The sequence below is a fragment of the Pseudomonadales bacterium genome (assembly GCA_024234165.1).
In the GTDB taxonomy this organism is placed as follows: domain Bacteria; phylum Pseudomonadota; class Gammaproteobacteria; order Pseudomonadales; family UBA5518; genus UBA5518.
The window spans coordinates 233677-259041 of sequence record JACKOP010000004.1; the positions used below are offsets into that span (position 1 = coordinate 233677).

Below are 25365 nucleotides of genomic sequence, written 5' to 3' on the forward strand. Positions count from 1 at the left end.
CTCGCTCGCCGACCTACCCACCTATCATGGCGGCAGATCCGACATCAACTGCAAAGCGGTCGATCCAGTCACTGAAACTGATGACTCTCCACGGCAAGAAACTGAAGCGCGCTTGACCGTGCATCATCTCTTGCAACAACGAATGGATTTGTGGTCGGATGATTCCATGGGACGTTTCGATAGCACTATCGATTGCAGTCTCGAAGCGCCGTGCTCCGGTCGATTTCAACCAGAACTCCTCCGCTGTCGCAAACCCGATTTTGTCCTTCCTGCACCGAATCGATTCGGGCAACACGCCATACATCGCCTCTCGCAATACGCGCTTGGTGACACCCCGGTGGAGCTTGTATCGAGCCGGCAACCCAAGAACGAACTCCACCAGATCATGATCAAGAAACGGCATCCGCGCCTCCACGGAGTGTGCCATTGAGCTTCTGTCTTCCCAATGGAGCAACATCGGTAAGTTAGTGCGCCGGAGCTGTGCAGCCGACAGACCTTGTACCGTAGAATTTCGGACGCCTGACGAGACAAATGGATCACGGGGAACTGCTTGCAGTCGCGCGAGATCCAGCCAGCTTGGTTCGTGAGGAAAGAGTCCGAGCAGAGCAGCCCCAGCCCTCACGAGTCGAGGGGGAAAAACATGGTGGCATGTCATGATTGCAAGCGATCGCATCTTGATATCATGATTTTGTAAAGCGGCTAAAGCGTCCCGACCGAACTCGAGTAACGCGCCTCGTTTCAGTTGCTCCCCCAGCGAGGCTCCAAAAAAGTTAAAATATCCGCCGAAAAGTTCATCGGCGCCTTGTCCGTCCAGCATCACGCGGATCTGCTCTTCTGCTGCAAGCTGAAACACACTCCATTGTGCATGTATGCTCGTGGACCCGTACGGCTCATCCTGATGCCAAACAATCTGACGGCGCTGGTCAAAAACCTCATCCATCCGGGGCATCACGGTCTTCGATTCCAGACCTGTGTGTCGTATCACCTCGTCAATCCATCTCCCTTCATCCACAAGCGATGATTCGGAGCGGGCCGAAAACGTCAGTTGCGATCCATTCATGCCGCGATCCTGTCGGATCGATTTCAGAAGGCATACAATCGAAGAGGAATCCAGCCCGCCCGACAGACACGAACCCACGGGGATATCCGAACGCATGTGCCGTGCGACCGAATTGGTCAAAAGATCACGTACGGCACTGGTCGCGACGTCAAAGCCTGGAGGAATGGATGCCGTTGGCAATTCGTACCAACTGGTTATCGGAACCGCACGGCCCGAAGAGCCGCGTCCGACCCATTCATCCACGTCGAGCCTGGCAAAGCAGCCAGCGGGCAACTGCATGACACCTTCGAACATCGTCTCGTCTGTATGATCAGCAATGCCCCACACCAGAAAATCGTAAAGGCGCTGACCGTTTCCTTTCGCACTCCAGCCCGGAATCGCAGTGAACTGCTTGATTTCAGATCCAAATGCAAACACGCCAGACGGCGAGACCCAGTAATACAGCGGCTTGATACCGAAGCGATCGCGCGCCAGAAACAGCTCTCGTCGACTGGTATCGTAGATTGCGAATGCCCACATCCCATTGAACCGCTGGAGACACGCCGGCCCCCATTCCGCATAGGCCGCGAGTATTACCTCCGTGTCTGTGCGGGAAACAAAGCTATGCCCCAGGGATTCCAACTGCAGGCGCAATTCGGGAAAGTTGTATATTTCGCCATTATAAGTAATCCACAAGTGCCCCTTGTAGCACATCGGCTGATGCCCGGCAGCAGACAGGTCCATGATCGCAAGGCGCCGATGACCCAGCGCCACACCTGCAAACGCTTCACCGTTGGGAGACGATGATGCTGCTGCGAGGCTGGAATTTTCCTGCCGAACTGCCTCTGCTGTTTCCGGGCCAAAGAGCGACTGCACTCCCGTTTCCGTCTGGACCAGGAATCCCTCATCATCTGGCCCCCGGTGGGCAACCAGTTTGTTCATCGCCAATATCACGTCCCTGGACATGGGGACTGGCGACAATAGCCCGGAAATGCCACACATGCGGACTTCCCTATTTCGCTTCTAGATTGGATGCAACAAGCATTTCGAATCTCTGCGCATACGTGGAAAACGCGAGCGACTGCGCTGCCGCATGAGCGTTCTGCTTGTATCTCCAGCAATCATCTTCAGTCATATGATTCAGGGCAGTTGCAAAATTTTTGGCATCAAAATCATCGGACACCACGCCAAGCCCATGATCATGGACATAACGCATCATCTCGGGTGAAGGGCCAATCGCAACGGCAAGCCGTGCCTGTACAAATTCGAAAAACTTGTTTGGCAACGCATGAGCATAATTGAAATTCATCGGCGGCAGCAGAAAGATTCCCACATCGAAACGGTTCGTGGCCCTGCATATCTCCGTAACAGGTACCGGTTCGGCAAACCGAATCCGGTGGTATTCCGCAGCGCGTCGCTTGAGTTTTTCCAGATATCCTTGCGGTCCGGGAAGCAACATGAATGTCAGGGCAAATCGATCATCCAGGTATGCGAACATGTCAACCATCCGCTCCAGGCAGCGCGAGGGCAGCGCCAATCCGTGATGCACCAGCTCGATGCGACCCGGCTCGGGTACAACCGGATCCAGATCTACCGAATCGCAGGCGTTAGGGAAGACGGAAACGGCATCGCAATAATGTTTGCGATATTCCTCAGCGATACCTTCAGACACTGTGGTCACTCCCGCACACATCCGCATATACCGGGCACATAGGTAACGACGATAAGGAGCAATCAGAATCCGCCAGAACAGTTGGTCGTCGAATTCCGCAGGTGCATATTCATGAGCATCGAGGATCACTGGCGACTGCTGCGCCAATGTCAAGGCTAGTGGCAGGCATTCGAGATCATTCGCCACCACGAGGTCGAAGTGGTCGCCACCCAACCTCGCGAGGGCATCACGCACCAGGGTCTGGGACCAATAGCACGCATCGAATGCTCTGACGCCCAGTCGAAACGCTGTGAGCAGCCGATCCGTCAGACTACGCTTGCAGCCTTCGCCCAACGCCACGTGGTCAATATTTTCAAAGGGATTCGATCCTGGCGATGCGAGCACGACCCTTCCGTGTTTTGCTACCAGGCTGCACTGACGCCGCACACGAGGATCACGAGCAACATCGCTGAATGTGAGTACAAGAATCCGCTTCACGAACGAACCATCCAATCCGGGCGCAGGAGAGAATCGGGTTGCTCTCCGAGCAATCGATACAGCGCATCCCCACACCGTTCTGAATCCACAAATTCGCGCGTCGATGCAAGCACGTATTTTTCTTCCGTGGCAGAATGCGATGCCAATCGCTCAATTTCCTTTGCAAGCTCCGAAACATCATCCCCGAAATCCAGGCCACGCTCGCTGCGAGCCAGCATCGCAGCAGTCGAAGGATCCTTTTTTGTTCCCATCGACAGAATGCGCGTGCCCGAGACCAGATATTCAAACAGCTTCGATGTCAGGATTCCTGCATGACCGTCGGCACAGAAATTAAAAAAGATCAGAACGCCTGCGTCCCGCTGCATTCGCAATGCGAGATCACGCGAGACCTGTCCGGGTTGATCCAGGATATCGGTCATTCCGTAATGACTCGCGAGTTCCCGGATACTTGATTGGGACTTCCCGGCGAACACCATGCGAAGGCGTGCAAACTCCGTCGGCGCGCGGCTGCGTACCAGCGCAAGCGCCCTGAAGAGGATTTCCGGATCTTGTCCAACTGGATAAACCGTCCCGGTATACACGAGGCGAACACATTCGTCCGAGGGAAAAGCCGGAGTGGCATCCAGGTGGCGCCACATATCCAGATCGATCGTATTATGTATCACTTCGACCTGGCGACCGTGTCGCGACGCCAGGCGAGCCGCCAACCCGTCGCTGACCGTGGTGATCACGTCAGCGTTATGACAGAAAACGGCTTCCAGGTAACGTTCCAGCGACGTAAAAGGGAACAAACCTGGATAGATATGATTATCCACCCAAAGGTCTCTGTAATCGGAAATCCATCGTCGGGCGCGGCCGCGACGCCGCAAGTAGTAGCCGACGAGGTGACAGGCATAAGGACCATGCGTGCTTATCACGACATCCCAGCGTCGTCCCCTGATTCGCCATAATGCCGCGAGCATCCATAGATCATGGTGGTCCGGCATTCGTGCAGACGTGAAGACTCCTCGCGATCGACGCAGCCAGCTTGTCAGCCGTGCAATCATTCCCGGTCGATGCTGCGATCGCTCCCCTCTGCCACTTCCTGGCTCCGCAAATGGGGAATCCAGTCGGGCTATCAGTCTGCTGCCGGGGACCGCAACCCGAATCAGTTCGCCAGGCGGAACCGTTAGATCATAGCCCTGCAGACTTCCCTCACGTATTGCTGTGGTCAACACAGAAACAACGCATCCTCGCTGCGACAGCAGGCGTGCCCACTGAGCGGGCCTTGTGGCCGCAACGGAATTCACTGGAGGGTAATGGGCAGCAACAATCAACACCCGCATTGGTGATGCATCGAGTCGACTGCCGTTGCTGGCCGTATCAGTCATCCATTGATGGACCAGTATTCGCGTATGACGTGCCCAATCCGCGCGATATCGTCTCGCTGCAAGTACGGATGCATCGGCAGGCTGAGCACTTCAGCCGCCGCCCGCTCTGCGGCCGGCATGGACGAAGCCGACCGGATCGCGCCCTGCTGATGCAGCGCCATCGGGTAGTGGACTGCTGTAGGGATTCCCGATTGCCGCAACGCGGCGGCAAGCGAATCACGCCCTTCCACGCGTATCGTGTATTGTGCCCAGACACTGACATTGCCTTCTGCGACGCAAGGCAACGTCAGCGGCAAACCGTCCAATTCTTCTCCATACCACCCTGCGACCTGTGCTCTTGCTGCGATTTCATCTTCAAAGACCGTCAGCTTTTCCAGCAATACGGCCGCCTGCAGTGTGTCGAGCCGACTGTTCATGCCGATATGTTCATGATGGTAGCGGCGAGTCTGTCCGTGCTGGGAAAGAGCGAGCAGACGCTCTCCGAGACCGGAATCCCGGCTGAAAATCGCACCACCATCACCAAAACAACCGAGGGGTTTGCTCGGAAAAAAGGATGTACATGCAATATCGCTCAGCGAGCACGACCGCTTTCCCTTGTACGTTGCACCAAAGCTCTGCGCGGCATCCTCGATCAGGGCCAGGCCCCGTGATGACTTGATGTCAGTCAATGTATCGAGATCCGGGCATTGCCCGAACAATGACACCATGATGATCGCTCGCGTACGTGCCGTGATCGCTCGCTCAACCAACGCGACATCCATGCAGAACGTCACGGGATCGATATCAACGAAAACTGGTTCTGCTCCAACCAGCAAGACCGCTTCTGCGGTAGCGAAGAACGAAAAGGCGGGAACGATCACTTCATCGCCTCGGCCGACGCCGAGAGCCATCAATGACAGTTGCAGCGCATCGGTCCCATTCGCACAGGATACACAATGAGGAACACCCACGAAGGACGATAACAGGCGTTCGAGTTCATCGACCTCCGGACCCCGAATGAACATCCCATGATCAACAACCTTCGTCATCCGCGAATCGATTCCACGTCGAAGACGGCGTGTCTGAGCCGCAATACCTGCAAACTCGATACTCATGCCGACACCTCGGTTACCATCCCATCCATCAATCGATATCGTTCCCCCGTGCGAGGACACGTTGCCGTATTATCCACCTCGTTTGAAAAATTCAATCTTTCTCCCACACGACTGACCCATCCCGTTCTGCGTGCAGGCACTCCGGTTACCAACTCGAAATCAGCAACGTCATGCGTTACCACGGCTCCTGCACCGATCAGGGCATAGCGTCCGATTGTGACGCCGCAGACGATCGTACAATTCGCCCCGAGACTCGCCCCTCGCATGACTCGCGTTACCCGGAACTCGGCCTTTCGGTCGACGAACGCTCGGGGATTGATTACGTTGGTAAATACCGCACTGGGACCGCAGAACACATCATCTTCGAGAACCACACCATCGAAAACCGACACATTGTTCTGGATCTTTACGTTGTTTCCGATCACGACTCCGGGACCAACGTAAACCCCTTGACCCAATATGCAACTTCTCCCGATGCTCGCTCCCGAACACACATGAACCCAATGCCATACCCTTGTGCCATCTCCAATGGCAGCATCCGCATCGACGATCGCGCTCGGATGCAACACAGGACCGTTCAACATATTCCACCTTCCGGCAGTGCTGCTGGGTTCAACGCACAATTACGGATCTGGTGAGCCAACACGATCGATGGCTCGACATCGTCGATCCGAAAGCCACCCTTTTCGATCGCATGTCGATATGCCTGCGTATGGAGATCGACGAACCCGTCCGAAAACTCGACCGGATTGCCATCGACCGTAAGCTGGCGGAACGCCGTCCTGGCGCGCCCCCGACGCGTACAGTCGGCTGGATCGGCAGAGAGGTGCCAACGTACATGAGCCCTGGCCAGCTCGAGCCTTCCCGCCGCTCGCAACGGCTCACGTATGGCGACTTCGCTGTGACGAACAGGGCCGAACAGCCACAACAGCAGGTCGAACAGGTGAATGCCAATATTGGTCGCAATTCCTCCGCTCTTGGCCTCATCGCCCTTCCATGAAGCGAGATACCATTTTCCGCGCGGAGTCACATAAACCAGATCGACCTCGTGGTGTCTCTCAGGCCCTGTCATCAGGTCTTCGCGCAACTGGAGCAGCGCCGGGTGCAGGCGCAGCTGCAGCACACAGGCAACTCGCCTGCCCGTCACGATTTCCATTTCCTTCAGGCCATCCAGATTCCATGGATTCAGCACGAGTGGCTTCTCGCAAACCGCATTCGCTCCGCAGCGCAAGGCAAACCGGACATGAGCATCGTGAAGGTAATTCGGTGAGCAGACGGAAACATAATCGATGCGCTGGTTGCCGCCACGCCGCTGCAGTTTGTCTACATGGCGGTCGAAACGCTCGAACTCGGTAAAAAAGTGCGCATTTGGAAAATAGCTGTCGAGCACACCCACCGAATCGCTCGGATCGTACGCAACAACGAGATCATTACCGGATTCACTGATGGCACGCATATGTCGCGGCGCCACATACCCCGCCGCACCAATCAACGCAAAGTTGGCCACGCGAGCCCCCTTACATCCTGTCCCGTTTATAAATCAACGACGTTATCTGTTCCGACAACAAGCCAAACAAGAACGTGACCAATGAACCGATCAATAACAGTGCGCTCATGTTGGTGAACCTTCCGTACGTAAGGAAAGTGTATGCGTAGTATCCCAATCCCAAGACCCCCAACGCGAATGCCACCGGAAAGTAAATACGCAATGGCGAGTACAGTGTGCCGACCCTGAAGATGATCAGCAGGAACTTGATGCCATCACGAAGAGCAAAGATATGTGATCGCCCGTGGCGCGGCAGTACGCGAATTGGAACGTAACTGACCGAATACCCTGACCTGAAGAATGCCATCGTACTGGTTGTCGGGTAGGAAAATCCGTTAGGCAAGAGGTACAGAAACTCGACGAATCGCTCACGATATGCAGCACGAAAACCGGAGGTGAGGTCCATTATCTGGTGCCCGACCATCCATGACGCGAAGCGATTGAACACTCCGTTTGCAATGCGGCGTGAGCTATTTGCCTGTCCGGTGGCACAACGCGCACCGACGACCATGTCATAGCCAGACTGCAGCCTGAGCAAAAGCGCACCGATGTCTTCAGGCAGATGCTGCCCGTCACCGTCCATGAACACCAGAACATCACCCGTAGCGCTTCGCACTCCGGTCTTGATCGCCGCTCCGTTTCCCTTCGAATACGGATGCGATACGACTGCGGCCCCAGCCGCCTTTGCCTCCGAAACGGTTCCATCAGACGACCCATCGTCGATGACGAGTACCTCAAATTCCGGATGCCGCGCCAGCACGTCGGAAACAATGGCTCCGATGCGTGACTCCTCGTTTTTCGCGGGAATGATGACCGAAACTCGCACTGGCGTCCTTTCTCCTGACAACTCTACCGCAAGCGCCGGATCCATCTCCTGGGTGCTCACTGAACGTCTCCATCGGGTAGCACGGAGGATTCTGCTTCATGTACACCTTCCAGCAGCTCGATACGCATCTCGAGACGCTCGATATTCTTCACCCACCAAGAATACACCCAGGGTCGCCGTGGAGCGTACGTCGCGATCCAGGACAGCAAATTCCTCGCCTCGTGCGGAAGCTGCGCGGACAGCAGCAGCTCGACCATCAATTCGGCACCCGGTACGTCAGGGGCGAGTTCAAACCGCTTTCGCGCATGATACATCGCTTGTTCGAGGTTTCTCTGATCAATCCAGTAGTCACGAAGATACTGGTACGCAAATGCGCGAAGCTCCGGACTGAACCGCGGGCTCGGCTCGCTGACCATTTCAAAGAGTTGTCGCACATCATCCTGAGCAACGGCGTGGCACCGGCCATCGGCTATGCGCTTCGCAATGCTTGTCAGAAGCAATCCCAGATGATGACTTGCAGAACGGGTCTCCAATTCGTCCCGCAGGCGATGGAGAGTGCTCCTGATTTCCGCCTCGGACATCAGGGAGCAATACACATCAAGCTTATAGGCCATGAAGTCTGGCTGTGCCACCAATCGAGCATCTGCATCGCGTACCACTGCGAGCATCCCGTCAATATCACCATTACTCGCCAGCACTGATGAGCGAAACATCAGCGCACGCTGGGACGCCGGATTGTCCCTATGCCACACGGCGGCCGCAGTGTCGCGGTTCGACCATACACGAGCTGACTGGACGAGCACCGTAAGTTGCGTCAGCGCGATTACGGTCAGTGCAGCAAAACGAAGAGCGGGCGCCGCAGAACCTGATGCGATCCATCCTGCAATCGCAAGCCAGACCCCCACGGAAGGTAGATAATTTCGATGTTCGAAATATAGTTCGAGTCCCAGAACAGTCGATTCGAGCAGGTGGCCGAGCAGAAACCAGAACACTGCAAAATGCAGCCAGGAACAGTGCCGCCGCCTGGTCCACAACCCGGCAATGACCATCCCGGCCCAAGTCAGCAACGACAACAATCCGGTCGGCGGGTCGATGACACTTTCGGAGACATCGAACCCGTCCTGATACGGCCCGATTCCCGAGCGAACGGGAAGGAGCAGCATGCGCAGATACCGGAACAGGATGCGGGATTCCGTAATCAAACGTTGCGGCAGGTCAAAATTGCGTCCTGGAAAAATTCCCTCGCTCAACCACGAGTAGCGCAACAAATAGGCAACCACAAAGGCCAGTGGGAAATAGAGAAAGCAGATCTTCCACCACAACGGGAAGCGCCCCCCAAGGGGCCTGCCTGCCTGGACCGGTAAAAACATGACGATGCAAAATGCATAAACCGGCAAAAGAATCGCATTTTCCTTTGCGAACACACCAAGCAATGTTCCGAACCCGAGGCTTGCGGCCGCGAGCGTCAGCCCCCGCCATCGTACAGCGCTGATGAGCTCGGCGCCCTTGAGAAAACCGATCAAACCCGTCAGCACAAAGACCGATGCGAGCAGATTCATTCTCTGCACGATCATCAGGGTGCTGGATAGAATCAGGGGGCTTGCGCCCCACAACAAGGCTGCAGTGACGGCAAAAACGAGGCGCCTGCGCTCGTCCAATATCGCAGCCCGCGCCACGAGCAGACCGAGCCACAGGACCAGCAGGATGTTGATCAGATGGATCAGTGTGTTGGTACGAATGAAGCTGGCCGGATCATCTGGCCAGTAGGCGATATCGATCAGGAACGATGCCATCGAAAGCGGACGCCCGAGCGGCCCCGCCGATCCGCCAAACACGAACAGCATTGCAGATTCGAAATCGACCACTTGCCCCAGTCCCTTGAGATTGGGTTCGTCGTCAAATGAAAGACCAAAGGAAAATCCAATCGAATAGATCTTGTAAATGAGAATGAGGCCCACCACGACTGCAGCGACGGCCCCTATTCCAGCAACGCCACGTCGCGCCGTGACCTGCGTTCTCGGTTGCACGAACGGCCATACCTGATATGAAACAAAAAAAGCAAGGGCCCCGAAGAGCCCTTGCCGGAAGTGGAGAAGCAGCGTGCTCTACTGCATCACTTGCAGCTTCCGGGACGGTACTTGGCAGGCACCGTGGTGTTGTTGTCTTGTCCACACGCCCATGTAATAACGCCAGAACCGGTAACGGTTGCGCCAAATGCCAGCGTATTCTCGGTATTTGCGAGTTCTGAAATTCCATTGGACGCAGCAGTGTTAACGATCGCAAGTTCGATTCTACCGTGCGTAGCATCAACTTTTGTCCAGGAAACACCACGAACCTTTCCGGCAGGCCCAGTATTGAATACGGCGGTGGAAGCGCTCGTCGGCAGTGCGCCTTTTGCAGCATAGTATTCGGTCAGTGCCGTCTTCGCTTCCGAACCACGCGCCATCACTTCACTCAACTTCGCCCTTACCGTGTAATCCTGATACGCCGGCAGTGCCACTGCCGCCAGGATGCCCACGATCGCGATCACGATCATCAATTCAATGAGGGTAAAACCCTTCTGTACTTGCTTCATGCTTCTGCTCCTTTGGTTTGCAGAGAGGTTGGTCAGCGCCGGTTTGAATATAGAACCGTTTCCGGTTCACGCAAGTTGATGGTCAAGTTGCGTGCCAAAAGATCACGAAGACAAACAAAACCTTCTGAAAACAATGTGTTATGCGTCTGGATACACGTCTCGAAGGGCTGCGATGCGTGCTGCAGGGAACGCCTTGCGGCCTCGTACGGTGCCCGAATGCGCCGATGACTGACAAATTTTGTCAGTTTTGCTTGATGGTTTTTGAGCAATGCGGGGGACGCAAGCTGCGTTCTTGGAGTGGAAGCAGTGACAGGGAGGGACCAGACACCTGCGCGAATGCAGACTGGCACGCGGCAGGCTCCGACGCACGTCGATTCGGCGGCTATACTGAACGCCGTCATTGCGTGCGGTTAAATATAGAGGCTTCATGAACGTGAACGCGGCACCACCGCTGACCGGGCTGGCCCGGAGACTGGTGCAGGACGGCATCCTCGAGGAGCAGGTCGCCCGTTCGGCAGTGCAGGATGCGCGCACGCGCAAGCTGCACTTCGTCGCGCACGTAGTCGAGAGCGGCCTCGCGAACAGCATGCGGGTGGCGGAGTCGGCCTCGGACGAGTTCGGCACGCCGCTGCTCGACCTCTCGGCATTCAACCTCGACACGTGCCCGAAGAGCCTCGTCGACGTCAAGCTGATCGAGAAGCACCGCACCATTCCGCTGTTCAAGCGCGGCAACCGGCTCTACATCGCGGTGTCGGACCCCACCAATCTCTTCGCGCTGGACGAGATCAAGTTCCATACCGGGATCAGCACCGAGGCGGTGCTGGTCGACGAGACCTCGCTCGCACGCGCGATGCAGAAGTTCCTGAAGGCGGCCGAGGAAGCCTCGGGTGGCGCCTTCAGCGATCTGGACGCGGTAGGGCTGGAAGACCTCGACATCGAGGGTGGCGAAGCGAAGGCGGATGAAGGGGACGTTCGCACCGACACCGACGAGACGCCCATCGTGCGCTTCGTGAACAAGGTGCTGGTGGACGCGATCCGCGGCGGCGCCTCCGACGTGCACTTCGAGCCCTACGAGAAGACCTACCGCATCCGTTACCGCACCGACGGTATCCTGCACGAGGTGGCCAGGCCGCCGGTCGCCCTTGCTCCACGGCTTGCAGCACGCCTGAAGGTGATGTCGCAGATGGACATCTCCGAGCGGCGTGTTCCGCAGGACGGGCGCATCAAGATGCGGCTGTCGAAGACACGCGCCATCGACTTTCGCGTGAACACGCTGCCGACGATCTTCGGCGAGAAGGTGGTGCTGCGTATCCTAGACCCGGCAAGCGCGCAGCTCGGCATCGAGGCGCTCGGTTTCGAGGCGTACCAGCGCGAGCTGTACATGCACTACCTGATGCAGCCGCAGGGAATGATGCTGTTCACCGGCCCCACCGGCAGCGGCAAGACGGTGTCGATGTACACCGGGCTCGGCATCCTGAACACCGACGAGCGCAACATCTCCACCGCGGAAGATCCGGTGGAGATCAACATGAGCGGCATCAACCAGGTGCACGTGAACGCGCGGGTCGGGCTGACGTTCGCCGAGGCCTTGCGCTCGTTCCTGCGCCAGGACCCGGACGTGATCATGGTGGGGGAGATCCGCGACCTGGAAACCGCCGAAATCGCGGTGAAAGCGGCGCAGACCGGCCACATGGTGATGTCGACGCTGCACACCAACTCGGCCTGCGAGACGATCACCCGTTTGCTGAACATGGGCGTGGCGCCGTTCAACGTGGCCACCTCGGTGAACCTGATCATCGCACAGCGCCTCGCGCGCCGGCTGTGCCAGCACTGTGCGACGGAATTGCGCCTGCCCGAAGAGGTGCTGCTCGACGAGGGGTTCCGGCCCGACGAACTGCCCACGCTGACGATCAAGAAGCCGGTGGGTTGCGACAAGTGCCTGAACGGCTACAAGGGCCGGGTGGGTATCTACGAAACGGTTCCGGTCACGAAGGAGCTGGCCGAAATCATCCTGGCAGGTGGAAATGCGATGGAACTCTCGGCCATGGCGCGCAAGCAGGGCTACGATGACCTGCGACGCTCCGCCTTGATAAAGGCAGGCCGCGGGCTCACCAGCCTGGAAGAAGTCAACCGCGTTACGAAGGACTGAACATGGCACAGGCGGCGCACGCGTCCCAACTTCTCAAGACCGAAACCTTCCATTACCAGGGCAAGGACCGGCGCGGCAGCCCGGTGCAGGGCGAGATCAAGAGCGAGAGCATTTCCCTGGCGAAGGCGCAACTGCGCAAGCAGGGCATCCTGGCGCAGACGGTGCGCAAGAAGGGCAAGCCGCTGTTCGGCGAGCGCAAGAAGGCGATCACGCCGGCAGACATCGCCGTTTTCTCACGCCAGCTCGCAACGATGATGAAGGCCGGCGTGCCGCTGGTGCAGTCCTTCGACATCGTGGCCGACGGGCAGGACAACGCGGCATTCCGCGAGCTGATCGTGACCCTGCGCAACGACGTGGCGGGCGGCAACAGCCTGGCGTCCGCGCTCGCGAAGCATCCGCGCCAGTTCGACGACCTGTTCTGCAACCTGGTGCACGCCGGCGAACAGTCGGGAAAGCTGGACTCGATGCTCGATCGCGTGGCGACGTACAAGGAGAAGACCGAGGCGCTGAAGGCCAAGATCCGCAAGGCGCTGACCTACCCGGCGGCGGTGATCCTGGTCGCGATCATCGTGACCACGATCCTGCTGATCTGGGTGGTGCCGCAGTTCGCCGAGACCTTCAGCAGTTTCGGTGCCGACCTGCCGGCGTTCACGCTGCTGGTCCTGAAGATGTCGCAGTTCATGCAGGCGTACTGGTGGGTCGTACTGGGCAGCCTGGCGGCGGCGGGCTTTGCGTTCCGGGAAGCGCGGCTGCGAAACAAGAAATTCGCTGACCAGGTCGATGCGCTGACGCTGCGGATTCCGATCGTCGGGCCGATCGTGAAGGAAGCCGTGGTGGCGCGCTTTGCACGTACGCTGTGCACCACCTTCGCGGCCGGTGTGCCGCTGGTGGAGGCGCTGGAGTCGGTGGCGGGTGCTGCCGGCAACGCCGTTTACGCAAAGGCGATCCGCCAGATCCGCGACGACGTGACGGTGGGTACGCAGCTCAACCACGCAATTCGTTCGACCAACATCTTCCCGATGATGCTGCTGCACATGGTGGCGATCGGCGAAGAGTCCGGCGCGCTCGATTCGATGCTGGACAAGGTGGCGACGCACTTCGAGACGGAGGTCGACAACAAGGTCGATGGCCTGACCTCGTTGCTCGAGCCGCTGATCATGGCGGTGCTGGGCGTGCTGGTAGGCGGGCTGATGGTGGCGATGTATCTGCCGATCTTCATGCTTGGTTCCGTGATGTGATGTCGGGTTCTGTCGGCATGAATGCCGACCTACGGCGATGTCCCGTCGGCATGAATGCCGACCTACGAACATCTGTCGGCATGAATGCCGACCCACACGTAGGTCGGGTTTCAACCCGACGGATTGTAGGTCGGGTTTCAACCCGACGAATGCCGATGCAAATTCCTGTCGGCATGAATGCCGACCTACGGCGACACATCGTCGGCATGAATGCCGACCCACGAACATCCGTCGGCATGAATGCCGACCCACATGTAGGTCGGGTTTCAACCCGACGAATGTCTTGCAACAACCAACAGGCCCCATGCAGACCGCCACGCTGATCGAATTCCTCGCTGCCAACCCCACCCTCTTCGGCACCGGCATTGCGATCCTGGCACTGCTGATCGGCAGCTTCCTGAACGTGGTGATCCTGCGCCTGCCGCGCATGATGGAACACACCTGGCGGCGCGAGGCGCTGCAGTTGCTGCAATCCGACGTCAGTCTTGGTGGCGGCAGCGGTGCCGAGGCGCTGAGCCTTGCCCACCCGCCGTCGACCTGCCCGAAGTGCGGGCATCTGATCCGGCCGTGGGAGAACATCCCGGTCATCAGCTATCTGTTCCTGCGCGGGCGCTGCGCGAAGTGCCGCGAACCCATCTCGGCGCGCTACCCGCTGGTGGAGGCGGCAACGGCGGTGCTGTCCGTAGTCGTGGCGCTGCACTTCGGCGTTAGCTGGACCTGCGTGCTGGCGCTGCTGTTCACGTGGGCGCTGATCGCGCTGACGATGATCGACTTCGATCACCAGTTGCTGCCCGACAGCATCACGCTGCCACTGCTGTGGCTCGGACTGCTCGTGAATTCCTTCGGCGTGCTGGTGCCGCTGGTGGACGCGGTGTGGGGCGCGGCGCTCGGGTATCTGTCGTTGTGGAGCGTCTACTGGGCATTCAGGCTGCTGACCGGCAAGGAAGGCATGGGTTTCGGTGATTTCAAGCTGCTGGCCGCGCTCGGTGCATGGCTGGGCTGGCAGGCACTGCCGCTGGTGATCATCCTGTCGTCGCTGGTCGGCGCGGTGATCGGCGTGGTGCTGATCGTCGCGCTCGGGCGCGACCGCAATGTGCCGATTCCGTTCGGTCCCTATCTGGCCGCAGCGGGCTGGATCACGCTGCTGTGGGGAGATGCCATCAGCGGCGTGTATTTGTCCACCGTAGCGCCGTAGGGTGGCATTCGTCGGGTTGAAACCCGACCTACGTCACACCGCATTCGCAGGTCTGCATTCGTCGGGTTGAAACCCGACCTACATGTGGGTCGGCATTCATGCCGACGGGTTGTCGCCGTAGGTCGGCATTCATGCCGACGATGGATGGCGGCAAAATCCGTCGGGTTGAAACCCGACCCACGTCACACCACATTCGCAGGTCTGCATTCGTCGGGTTGAAACCCGACCCACGTCACACCACATTCGCAGGTCTGCATTCGTCGGGTTGAAACCCGACCCACGTTACACCGCATTCGCAGGTCTGCATTCGTCGGGTTGAAACCCGACCCACGTAGGTCGGCATTCATGCCGACACGGATCACGGATCACGCGTCACTCACCGCCCATTGCGGCGGCAAGCTCCAGATAACGCGCGTGCAGCGCGAGCACCTGCGGGTGCAGCTCTTCCAGCGTGCCTTCGTTGACGATCACATCGTCGGCGCGCTCGAGCCGTCCGGCGCGGTCGATCTGAGCGGCGATGATCGCTCGCACCTGTGCTTCGTCGTTTGCATCGCGGCGCATCGTGCGTGCCAGTTGCGTCTGCTCGCTGACATCGACCACCAGCACGCGGTCGGCAAGCACGCTCTGCTTCGCCTCGAACAGCAACGGCGAGACGAGCATCGCGTACGGGCTGGCGGCCTGCTCGAGTCCGCGCCGGATTTCAGCACCGATCGCCGGATGCGTCACGCTCTCGAGCCAGCGTCGCTGCCCGGGGTCGGCGAACACGAGACGCCGCAGCGCTGCCCGGTCCAGCGTGCCGTCGGCGGCGATCACCTCCGCCCCGAAGTGCTCAGCGATCTGCGCCAGCACCGGCGTACCCGGCTCGACGACCGTGCGCGCGGCGACGTCGGCGTCGACCACCGTGATGCCGAGCTCCTCGAACAGCGCCGAAACGGCGCTCTTGCCACTGCCTATGCCTCCGGTGAGGCCGACTACGAGTTTGTGTCTGGATGCCATCGTGCGTGCCGTGCGAGCGGTTCGCCGGCACGTTAGCCGAGGCCGCCGCGCGCCGCAACGACAGGCGACACGACAGGCGATGAGCGTCCTTCACGCACGCACGCCCAGGTCGTGACCAGGCGCAGCAGTTCGTCGATCACCGGCTTCCAGTCACCGGGGTCCGGTTGGCGCAGCAGCCGCAGCGTCGGGTACCACGGCGTCGTGTCTGCCCAGCGGCCGTAGATCCAATGCGCACTGTACGGCAGCAGGATCAGTGCGGGCTTTTCCATCGCAGCGGCAAGGCGCGCGACCACCCCATCCGTGGCGATCACCAGGTCCATCCGCTCAAGGATCGCAGCCGTATCGCCGAGATGGCGGCACCGCGTGCCGGCGTCGATCAGCAGGCCATCCGCATGCCCGGCGTGCGCACCCCCGGGCACGGGTTGTTTCTGCAGTGAAAACAGTTGCACGCCCGGCAGTGCCGCGAGTCCGAGCAGGCGGCGCAGCGGCGGCGTGTCGCGCTCTGCGCCGGTATTCGAGCACACGACGCCGATTCGCAACGCCGCTCCGGAATCGGCGAAACGCTGCGCAGCCCACGCACGCGATTCGGCCGGCACGCTTACGGCCGCAGGCTCGGGAATCAGCCGTCCGCGCGGCTCGACCAGCCCCGGCAGGCTGAGCAGTGCGCACTGCAGATCGTGCTCGCGTTGGGCCGTGCCGGCATCGATGCTGGCCAGCAGGCGCACCGGCAGCGCCGCCAGCACCGGGTGCAGCGCGGCTGGGCAAACCAGGGTGGGCTCGGCACCGCGACGTACCAGTTGCGGGATGAAACGTGTTGCCCACAACGTGTCAGCCAGGCCACGCTCGGCGAGCAGCAGCAGGCGCTTGCCACCGATGCGCTCACCGCACCAGCGCGGCAGCGGCAGCTCCGGCACGCGAGCCGGCCGTAACCGCAGCCGTGCGTCGAAGTCCGGCCACGCCTGCGCCTGGTGTCCGCGCCGCAGGCGTATGCAGGCGCGTTCGAACAGCAGATCCGCACGCTCCGGCTCCGCGATCAGGCACTCGTCCAGCACCGCTTCTGCCTGCTCGAGGTTGCCGATTGCACCCAGGGTACGCGCATACTCCAGACGTGGACGGATGTGCCTGCCGTCGAGTGCCATCGCATTGCGGTGGCAACGCAGCGCCTGCTCGTGATGGCCGAGCACCAACCACAGCATGCCGAGATTGGTCCACGCCGCCGCACAATGCGGTGCAAGACGCAGTGCACGCTGGCAGCAAACCAGCGCTGCATCGGTGCACGCGCTGCTGCGCAACGCACTTGCCAGCGTCAGCCATCCGTCCACATCGTCCGGATGCTGCGCCAGATGACGCTCGTAGTGTTCGATGGCGCCGCTGGTGTCGCCGGCGCGGTGACACGCGATTGCGATGCTCCAGTCATCCGCTACTGGCAGCGCCACCACGTTCATCGACGATCGCATTCCCCCGTCCATGGCCAAGGCTCCCGCGTCATTTACATCCCTGTAATGTTCGAGCACGCCCCGACAGTACGCCCGCCGCCCGGGCCATACAAGCGCCGCAGCGCGAATTGGCCGCAACTCACCCGGTGGCTGCGCTCCACGGCGCTTCACGAGGCGCGTCACAGGACGGTTGGCGACCCCGAGGCAGTCCGTATAATGCGCCGAACCCTCACACACCCAGGCCCTGATGCAGAACACGGTGACGTCACTGTTCGGTGATTCAAAGCCACCCGCCACCGCCACCCGCCGGGCGCGGGTGATCGCGATCACCAGTGGCAAGGGTGGGGTCGGCAAGACCAACATCACCGCCAACCTTGCGGTGGCGCTCGCACTGGGCGGCAAGCGCGTGTGTATCGTCGACGCCGACACCGGACTGGCGAACGTCAACATCGTGCTCGGTCTCAGGCCGAGCCACACGCTGGAGGATTTTCTCGACGGCGGGCTGCCGATCGAGGCGATCCTGATGGAAGGCCCGCGCGGTGTGCGCGTGGTGCCCGGCGCCTCCGGGATCGTCGAGTACGCGGACCTCGGCCGGCATCACCAGCAGTCGCTGCTGAACGGGATGCAGCGCCTCGAGCAGCAGTTCGACTATCTGCTGATCGATACCGCAGCAGGCATTGCCGACTCGGTGATCCGCTTCGTGCTTGCCGCAGAGCGCGCGCTGCTCGTGGTCTCGCCGGATCCGACATCGCTGACCGATGCCTTTGCGCTGACGCGCATTCTGAAGCGTAACCACTACAACGGTGCGCTGCACGTGGTGGTCAACATGGCCGACAGCGAAGCATCGGCACAGAAGATCTACCAGCGCTTTGCCCAGGCCGCGCTGAAGTACATGCAGATCGAGACCGACTGGTTCGGCCACGTCGCGGCGGACCGCGCGCTGGTCACCGCGGTGCGCCTGCAACACCCGGTACTGCTGGTGCAGCCCGATGCGCCGGCGAGTGTGTGTCTCCGCGCGCTGGCGCACCGTCTGGAGGAAGCATGCGCCGGTGAAGTTGGGCCCGGCATCGCGGAGCATCTGCGCTCGCTGCAGCCCGAAACCGCGGTGGATCCGGCGAGTGCGGCGATCGAGATGATCCGCAACGCGCAGCCCACGCCACCGCTGGTGCGCGAAGCGAATCTCGGCGAACTGCACCGGCGCTTCATCGACTGCATCCAGGACGATCGCGGCAGCCCGGAGGAACTCGTCGCCGCGATCAAGCCGATCATCGACGCCTATGTGGCGCGTTTCCACTCGTTCCCGCTCGATATGCGCGAGGCGATCTACCGCTACCTCGAGATGGCGGATTTCCCGGATCACGAGATCCGCAACCAGGTGATGCTGCTCGAACACCTGTACGAGAAGCGCTATCAGCGTCCGCTGATGGACAAGGAAGACAGCCTGTTCCGGCTGTTGAACCAGGTGCGCAACTCGGAGCCGGAATTTGCCGAGACGATCGCACGCCTGCAGCAGAGCTACGAGCGCCAGTACCGGCCCGGACCGCAGGAAGCGTTGCTGGCGCTGCTGGAGCGGCTGCGTCAGCCGGAGACCGGCGAGCGGGATCTGGCCGAATGCATCGAGGCGTTGCAGGCGCTGGGTATGGAGCGCTTCGGGCGCCGATTGTCACCCGATGCGGACGCGTTGCGCGAACGCATCCGTGCGTTGATCGAAGAGCCGTCGCAAACCCCGTCGGCATGAATGCCGACCTACGAACATCCGTCGGCATGAATGCCGACCTACGTGGACCGGATTTCGTCATGTAGGTCGGGTTTCAACCCGACAGGTGTCGGCGTCGATCGTCGGCATGAATGCCGACCCACGAACATCCGTCGGCATGAATGCCGACCTACGAATATCCGTCGGCATGAATGCCGACCCACGTGGGTTATGATCGCGGCCTGCCACTGCCCGATGCACAGGAGCCCCCGCATGACGCGTTTCGTTTCGTCCGTCGTACTGAGCGTCGCGCTGCTGCTGACAGGCTGCAGCGAAACGGCGCGGCGGGCGTCGGCGCCGCCCGCACCGACCATCGGCGACGCTGCCCCGCTGTACGCGAACGCGACGGGCATCGATCGCAGCGGCTTCGATGAAAACGTGCGGCCGCAGGACGACTTCTTCGCGTGGGTGAACGGCGGCTGGGTTGCGCACACGCAGATTCCTCCCGACCGCACGTGGTGGGGTGTGGTGCCGGAGCTGCGAGCCGAGAGCGAGGAACGCCAGCGCCTGATCATCGAGGAAATGGGCGCGCGCAACGATCGGGACACCACCTCGGTCGCGACGCAGATCGGTGCGTTCTTCACCAGTCTCACCGACCAGGCTCTGGTCGAAGGCAAGGGGGTGGAGCCGATTGCAGCCACGCTGGCACGTATCGATGCGATCGACTCCTACGCCCAGCTCGCCGCTGCATTCGGCGCTGCCACTCTGCTCGGTGCCGATGCACCGCTCGCGGTCGGCGTGGTGCAGGATCCGGGCAGCCACGACCGCTATGTTCCCTACATCTGGCAGAGCGGGCTCGCACTGCCGGACCGCGAGTATTACCTGCGCGACGATGTGAAATTCCAGCGCATTCGCGCAGCGTACCCCGCCTACATCGCGCGGCTGCTCGCGCTCGGCGGCTATGGCGGCACGCCGGAGCAGGCTGCTGCGGTGTACGCGATCGAGCAGCGTCTTGCCGAGGCGCAATGGCCTGCCGAAGAAAACCGCGACATGAAGAAGCTGTACAACATGGTGCGTGTCACGGAACTGCCGCAGATCGCACCGGACTTCGCGTGGCCGCAGTACGTCGACGCCGCCGGACTCGGCGCACGGCCGGAACTGATGGCAGCGCAGTTCGATTACGTACGCGGCATCGGCTCGATCGTCACCGCGTTCCCGCTTGCTGCGTGGAAGGATTATCTGCGCTACCACGCGCTGAACGAAGCCGCTCCCTGGCTGTCGAGCGAATTCGAGCGCGCCCAGTTCGAATTCATGCAACGCGATGTATTGGGGCTCGCGGAGCTGGCGCCCGAATGGAAGCGCGCGGTGCGCGCGATCGACACGCTGGTCGGCGAGGCCGTGGGGCAGGTCTATGTGGAGCGCTATTTCCCGCCGGCCTACAAGCAGGCGATGCTCGAGCTGGTCGGCAACCTGATGGAGGCGTTTCGCGTCGGCATCACCGAGCTCGACTGGATGAGCGAGGAAACGAAGCGCAAGGCAGAAGCGAAGCGCGCGCGGCTCGTGACCAAGATCGGTTACCCCGACCGGTGGCGTGACTATTCGGGACTCGAGATCCGCGCCGACGATCCGCTCGGCAACCTCGCACGCGCGAACGCCTTCGAGTACCGCTACCAGCTCGGAAAGCTCGACCACCCGATCGATCGCGACGAGTGGGAGATGACGCCGCAGACCGTGAACGCGTATCACCAGCCGTTCATGAACGAAATCGTGTTTCCGGCCGGTTTCCTGCAGCCGCCGAACTTCAACATGGCGGCGGACCCTGCGGTCAACTACGGCGCGATCGGCTACGTGATCGGTCACGAGATCGGGCACGCATTCGACGACAAGGGGCGCGCCTTCGACCCGTACGGCAAGCTGAACGACTGGTGGAAGGCAGAAGACGCCGAACACTTCGATCGCACCGCCGCTCGGCTGGTGGAGCAATACAACGCTTTCAGCCCGGTGGCGGGAATGACGATCAACGGCAAGCTGACGCTCGGCGAGAACATCGCCGATCTGACCGGGGTCACGATCGCCTATCGCGCGTATCGCGCTTCGCTCGGCGGCAAGGAGGCGCCGGTGATCGCTGGCCTGACCGGTGACCAGCGTTTCTTCATCGGCTTTGCCCAGGCCAACCGTGCACAGGTGCGCGAGGAGATGCTGCGCGCGATGCTGGTCAGCGATCCACATTCGCCGGCGCGTTTTCGCGTGATCGGGGTGCTGCGGAACTTCACCCCGTTTTACGAGGCCTTTGGTGTCAGCGAAGGCGATGGCATGTATCTGTCGCCTGCCGAACGGGTAGCAATCTGGTGAATGCACGGCGACGCGCGATGCTGCGTATACTGCACGCCATGCCGTCGGGGGAATGCAGATGAGCGAGGATCGCGCCCAACCGGAACGTGCGCGCCGGCGTCTGGTGCAGGGCGAAAAGCTGCGCGGCGCCGAGAAGGTGGCGCGCATCCCGGTCAAGGTGATCCCGACCGTCGAGCTGCCGCGCAAGCCCGACTGGATTCGCGTGCGCATGCCGGTGTCGCCGGAGGTTGCGCGCATCCGCGACGTGCTGCGTCGCCACCGGCTCGCGTCGGTATGCGAGGAAGCCGCGTGCCCGAACCTCGGCGAGTGCTTCAGTCACGGCACGGCGACGTTCATGATCATGGGCGAGATCTGCACGCGGCGCTGCCCGTTCTGCGACGTTGCGCACGGTAAACCCAACCCGCTCGATCCCGACGAGCCACGCCAGCTCGCCGAGGCGATCGCCGAGATGCGGCTGAATTACGTGGTCGTCACCTCGGTGGATCGCGATGACCTGCGTGACAGCGGCGCAGGGCATTTCGCCGATTGCATTCGCGAAGTGCGTGCGTACAACCCGGGTATTCGTGTCGAGGTGCTGGTGCCCGATTTCCGCGGTCGCATGGACATCGCACTGGATATCCTCGAACGCGAACGACCGGATGTGTTCAATCACAACCTGGAGACGGTGCCGCGGCTGTACCGGCAGGTACGCCCGGGGGCCGATTACGCGTGGTCGCTGGAGCTGCTGCGCCAGTACAAGCGCCGGTGTCCCGATGTCATCAGCAAGTCCGGGCTGATGCTCGGGCTCGGCGAGACCAACGGGGAAGTGATCGAGGTGATGCACGATCTGCGTGCGCACGACGTCGATATGCTCACGCTGGGACAGTACCTGCAACCGAGTCGCAACCACCTGGCGGTGGAGCGTTTCGTACCGCCCGATGAGTTCGACGAACTCGGCGCGATGGCGCGCTCACTCGGGTTTCGCCAGGTCGCCAGCGCGCCGCTGGTGCGTTCCTCGTATCACGCCGATCGCCAGGCCGGGGAGGTTCCACCCGATTCGTGACGCGTGTGCCGAGTCGGCATGAATGCCGACCTACGAACAACGTCGGCATGAATGCCGACCTACGTGGACCGGGTTTCGTCATGTGGGTCGGGTTTCGTCATGTAGGTCGGGTTTCAACCCGACGTGTCGTGTGGGTCGGGTTTCAACCCGACAGGTGTCGGCGTCGCTCGTCGGCATGAATGCCGACCCACGAACAACGTCGGCATGAATGCCGACCTACGTGGACCGGCGGACAGATCGGCGAAAGGGTTGCAGGGAGGTTCGGTTCATGTACACGTTGCATATAGCGAACAAGAACTACTCGTCCTGGTCACTGCGTCCGTGGGTGTTGATGCGCACGCAGGACATCGCGTTCGAAGAGCGGCTGTGGACCTTCGGTGATGGCTCGAACCTGGACCGGTTCCGCGTGTTTTCACCATCTGGCCGGGTGCCGTGTCTGCACCATGACGGTTGCGTGGTCTGGGACTCGCTGGCGATCGTCGAGTATCTGGCAGAACACCACTGCGGCGTGTGGCCCGCCGATGTGCGAGCGCGCGCGTGGGCGCGCAGTGCCGCGGCCGAGATGCACTCCGGATTCACTGCGCTGCGCAGCGCCTGCGGCATGAATTGCGGCGTGCGTGTGCGCCTGCACGCGTATTCGCCCGGACTGCAGGCCGATCTGGCGCGACTCGAGGCACTGTGGAGCGAGGGGCTGGAGCGCTTCGGCGGCGACTGGCTTGCGGGAGCAGCGTTTACGGCCGTGGACGCCTTCTTTGCACCGGTGGCGTTCCGTATCCAGACCTACGGGCTCGAGTTGGGCAACCCCGCAGCGCGCTACGCCGAACGCCTGCTGCAGTTGCCGGCAATGCGGGAGTGGTACGAGGCGGCGCTTGCCGAACCCTTGCGTGATGCCGGCCACGAAGCGGAATTGCTCGCGAGCGGCACCGTGCTCGAGGACCTGCGCGTTCCGGCGTAGGTCGGGCGTCGACCGTCGGCATGAATGCCGACCTACGAACATCCGTCGGCATGAATGCCGACCTACGTGGACCGGGTTTCGTCATGTAGGTCGGGTTTCAACCCGACAGGTGTCGGCGTCGACCGTCGGCATGAATGCCGACCCACGAACAACCGTCGGCATGAATGCCGACCTACGTGCGGGCGGCGGACAGGCGGGCGACCAGTTCCAGCAACGCGTCCCACGCATCGCGGCGATCCAGCCCCTTGATACAGCGGTCCACGTCGGCGGCGAGGCGCAGCGCCCGGTGCAGCCCCTGCGCCCCGAGCCGGCGCAGCGCGGCGTCGGTAGCCGGCTTGCCACGCTCCGCCCTCGTCGCCTGCTCAGCGCCCTCACCATCGGCACGCCGACGCGCGATGCGCAACACGCGACGGATCTCGTCGGTCAGCGCCCACAGCACCAGCGTTGCCTCGGTGCCCTCGGCCCGCAAACCCGAGAGCGTGCGCACGGCGGCCGCACGATCGCCCTCGAACACCCGGTCGCTGAGGTCGAATATCGAGTAGCGCGCGGAATCGGTCACCAGGGCTGCCAGCGCAGTTGCGTCGAGTGGCCCCGGCTCCGCAAGCAGTGCGAGCTTCTCGATTTCCTGGCGTGCCGCGAGCAGGTTGCCTTCGACACGCTCTGCGAGCAGTGCCACGGCGTCGCGCGCGGGCTGGAATCCGGCTGCGCGCAGGCGCTGTGTGATCCAGCCGGGAAGCTCGTTGCGGCGCAGTGGCCACACGCGCAAGGTGGCGCCCGCCTCCTCGATGGCGCGCACCCACGCAGATTTTTCGACCTCACGATCGAGCTTGCCGGCGAGTATCAGCACCACGTCTTCCGACGGTGGCAGGGCCGCGAGTTCACGCAGCGCCTGGCTGCCGACCGGGCCGAGCTTGGCACCGGCCAGGCGCACTTCGATCAGCTTGCGCTCGCCGAACAGCGACATGCCGCTGAATTCTGCACCGAGACGGTTCCAGTCGAAGTTCGCGTCGGCATCGAAGACCTGACGCTCGCTGATTCCTTGCGCCCGACATGCCGCGCGCAGCGCGTCGGCGCACTCCTGGATCAGCAGCGGCTCCTCGCCGTGGATCAGGTAGAACGGAAACAGCCGGGCCTTGAGGCGGGTGTGGAATTCCTCGACGCGCAGTATCCGCACCGGTTGTCCCCTGCCCTACGGCCCGGTGGCTGCAGACGGCACGTAACGCAGTTGGCGCAGGATCTGCGCGGCAACGTCGTCTCGCAGTTCGCGGTGGATCAGTTGTTCCTCGCCCTGCAGCGCGATGATGCTGTTGGGGTCGAACGCATAGATGCGGCTCGACGTGACGGTGCGCGGGCCGAATACGGTCTCTCCGTCGGCGCTGCGCACCTCGAAGTCGATTGTCACGCGCATTTCCTGCTCGGCGGCGCGAGCGCGGCGGTCGAGTGACACCTTGCGGGTCGTAAGGTGCTCGGTGCCTAGATGCAGCAACGGGCTGTGGCCCGCATCAGTCACCACGTCGACCCCGGATGCCTCGAGCAGGCGTCTCATCTGTGCCGACAGCGCATCGTCGGCCTGCACGCTTTCGATACGCAGTTGACGCATCGGCAGCGTCGCCTCGCCGCTGCCGCGCGGATGCCAGCCGCAGGCGAGCAGCGCAAGTGTGGTGACGGTGATGCAGGCGGCCCGCAACAGGGTGGTATGCATGGGAA

20 protein-coding genes are annotated in these 25365 nt (G+C 61.3%); 7 read left to right on the forward strand and 13 right to left on the reverse strand.

All coding sequences use genetic code 11. The annotated features are described in order from the left end of the window. Positions 1–13 precede the first annotated feature (13 nt). The 9 genes from asnB to H7A12_13945 form a co-directional block, all read right to left on the reverse strand. The gene (gene asnB, locus H7A12_13905) at positions 14–2005 is read right to left on the reverse strand and encodes an asparagine synthase (glutamine-hydrolyzing) (protein ID MCP5321897.1); all 1992 of its coding nucleotides are present in this window, start codon (positions 2003–2005) and stop codon (positions 14–16) included. Positions 2006–2051: 46 nt separating this feature from the next. After that, a complete protein-coding gene (locus H7A12_13910; GenBank protein MCP5321898.1) occupies positions 2052–3188 on the reverse strand; it encodes a glycosyltransferase in 1137 nt (378 codons plus the stop codon). Beyond that, positions 3185–4558 (reverse strand): glycosyltransferase, encoded by a 1374-nt coding sequence (locus H7A12_13915; protein ID MCP5321899.1) that lies wholly within the window; start codon positions 4556–4558, stop codon positions 3185–3187. The genes H7A12_13910 and H7A12_13915 overlap by 4 nt, the downstream gene beginning before the upstream one ends. Then, entirely contained in the window at positions 4555–5646 is a 1092-nt protein-coding gene (locus tag H7A12_13920; GenBank protein ID MCP5321900.1) for a DegT/DnrJ/EryC1/StrS family aminotransferase, read from the reverse strand. The genes H7A12_13915 and H7A12_13920 overlap by 4 nt, the downstream gene beginning before the upstream one ends. Before the next feature lie 2 nt (positions 5647–5648). Beyond that, the gene (locus H7A12_13925) at positions 5649–6236 is read right to left on the reverse strand and encodes an N-acetyltransferase (protein MCP5321901.1); all 588 of its coding nucleotides are present in this window, start codon (positions 6234–6236) and stop codon (positions 5649–5651) included. Beyond that, positions 6230–7159, reverse strand: coding sequence for a Gfo/Idh/MocA family oxidoreductase (locus H7A12_13930; GenBank protein ID MCP5321902.1), 930 nt, complete (start codon positions 7157–7159; stop codon positions 6230–6232). The genes H7A12_13925 and H7A12_13930 overlap by 7 nt, the downstream gene beginning before the upstream one ends. A gap of 10 nt (positions 7160–7169) precedes the next feature. Beyond that, a complete protein-coding gene (locus tag H7A12_13935) occupies positions 7170–8069 on the reverse strand; it encodes a glycosyltransferase family 2 protein (GenBank protein MCP5321903.1) in 900 nt (299 codons plus the stop codon). Between the two features lie 11 nt (positions 8070–8080). After that, entirely contained in the window at positions 8081–9982 is a 1902-nt protein-coding gene (locus H7A12_13940; protein MCP5321904.1) for a hypothetical protein, read from the reverse strand. Positions 9983–10137: 155 nt separating this feature from the next. Continuing rightward, positions 10138–10599 (reverse strand): pilin, encoded by a 462-nt coding sequence (locus H7A12_13945; protein MCP5321905.1) that lies wholly within the window; start codon positions 10597–10599, stop codon positions 10138–10140. Between the two features lie 427 nt (positions 10600–11026). Here H7A12_13945 and pilB point away from each other — a divergent pair, with 427 nt between their 5' ends. The 3 genes from pilB to H7A12_13960 all read left to right on the forward strand — a co-directional run bounded on the left by pilB (position 11027) and on the right by H7A12_13960 (position 15181). Then, positions 11027–12748, forward strand: coding sequence for a type IV-A pilus assembly ATPase PilB (gene pilB / locus H7A12_13950; protein ID MCP5321906.1), 1722 nt, complete (start codon positions 11027–11029; stop codon positions 12746–12748). A 2-nt stretch (positions 12749–12750) separates the two neighbouring features. Next, positions 12751–13986 carry a type II secretion system F family protein gene (locus H7A12_13955; protein ID MCP5321907.1) on the forward strand — a complete coding sequence of 412 codons (1236 nt, stop codon included), beginning with the start codon at positions 12751–12753 and terminating at the stop codon, positions 13984–13986. 304 nt (positions 13987–14290) lie between these two features. Beyond that, positions 14291–15181, forward strand: a complete 891-nt coding sequence (locus H7A12_13960; protein ID MCP5321908.1) for a prepilin peptidase — start codon at positions 14291–14293, stop codon at positions 15179–15181. Positions 15182–15553: 372 nt separating this feature from the next. Here the strand turns inward: H7A12_13960 and H7A12_13965 are convergent, their stop codons facing one another. Both H7A12_13965 and H7A12_13970 read right to left on the reverse strand, forming a co-directional pair. Continuing rightward, positions 15554–16177 (reverse strand): dephospho-CoA kinase, encoded by a 624-nt coding sequence (locus tag H7A12_13965; GenBank protein ID MCP5321909.1) that lies wholly within the window; start codon positions 16175–16177, stop codon positions 15554–15556. Positions 16178–16209: 32 nt separating this feature from the next. Further along, the gene (locus tag H7A12_13970) at positions 16210–17622 is read right to left on the reverse strand and encodes a tetratricopeptide repeat protein (protein MCP5321910.1); all 1413 of its coding nucleotides are present in this window, start codon (positions 17620–17622) and stop codon (positions 16210–16212) included. Between the two features lie 250 nt (positions 17623–17872). On the opposite strand from H7A12_13970, the gene H7A12_13975 reads away from it, so the two are divergent. The 4 genes from H7A12_13975 (at position 17873) to H7A12_13990 (ending at position 23658) form a co-directional block, all read left to right on the forward strand. Further along, the gene (locus H7A12_13975) at positions 17873–19351 is read left to right on the forward strand and encodes a MinD/ParA family protein (GenBank protein ID MCP5321911.1); all 1479 of its coding nucleotides are present in this window, start codon (positions 17873–17875) and stop codon (positions 19349–19351) included. Positions 19352–19582: 231 nt separating this feature from the next. Further along, the gene (locus tag H7A12_13980) at positions 19583–21661 is read left to right on the forward strand and encodes a M13 family metallopeptidase (protein MCP5321912.1); all 2079 of its coding nucleotides are present in this window, start codon (positions 19583–19585) and stop codon (positions 21659–21661) included. Positions 21662–21713: 52 nt separating this feature from the next. Then, entirely contained in the window at positions 21714–22703 is a 990-nt protein-coding gene (lipA, locus tag H7A12_13985) for a lipoyl synthase (protein MCP5321913.1), read from the forward strand. A 268-nt stretch (positions 22704–22971) separates the two neighbouring features. Further along, positions 22972–23658 (forward strand): glutathione S-transferase family protein, encoded by a 687-nt coding sequence (locus H7A12_13990; GenBank protein MCP5321914.1) that lies wholly within the window; start codon positions 22972–22974, stop codon positions 23656–23658. A gap of 172 nt (positions 23659–23830) precedes the next feature. Here the strand turns inward: H7A12_13990 and H7A12_13995 are convergent, their stop codons facing one another. Together H7A12_13995 and H7A12_14000 are read right to left on the reverse strand one after the other, a co-directional pair. Continuing rightward, on the reverse strand, positions 23831–24832 hold the full coding sequence (locus H7A12_13995) for a DNA polymerase III subunit delta (protein ID MCP5321915.1): 1002 nt from the start codon (positions 24830–24832) through the stop codon (positions 23831–23833). Positions 24833–24847: 15 nt separating this feature from the next. Further along, on the reverse strand, positions 24848–25360 hold the full coding sequence (locus H7A12_14000; GenBank protein MCP5321916.1) for a hypothetical protein: 513 nt from the start codon (positions 25358–25360) through the stop codon (positions 24848–24850). Positions 25361–25365: the final 5 nt, after the last annotated feature.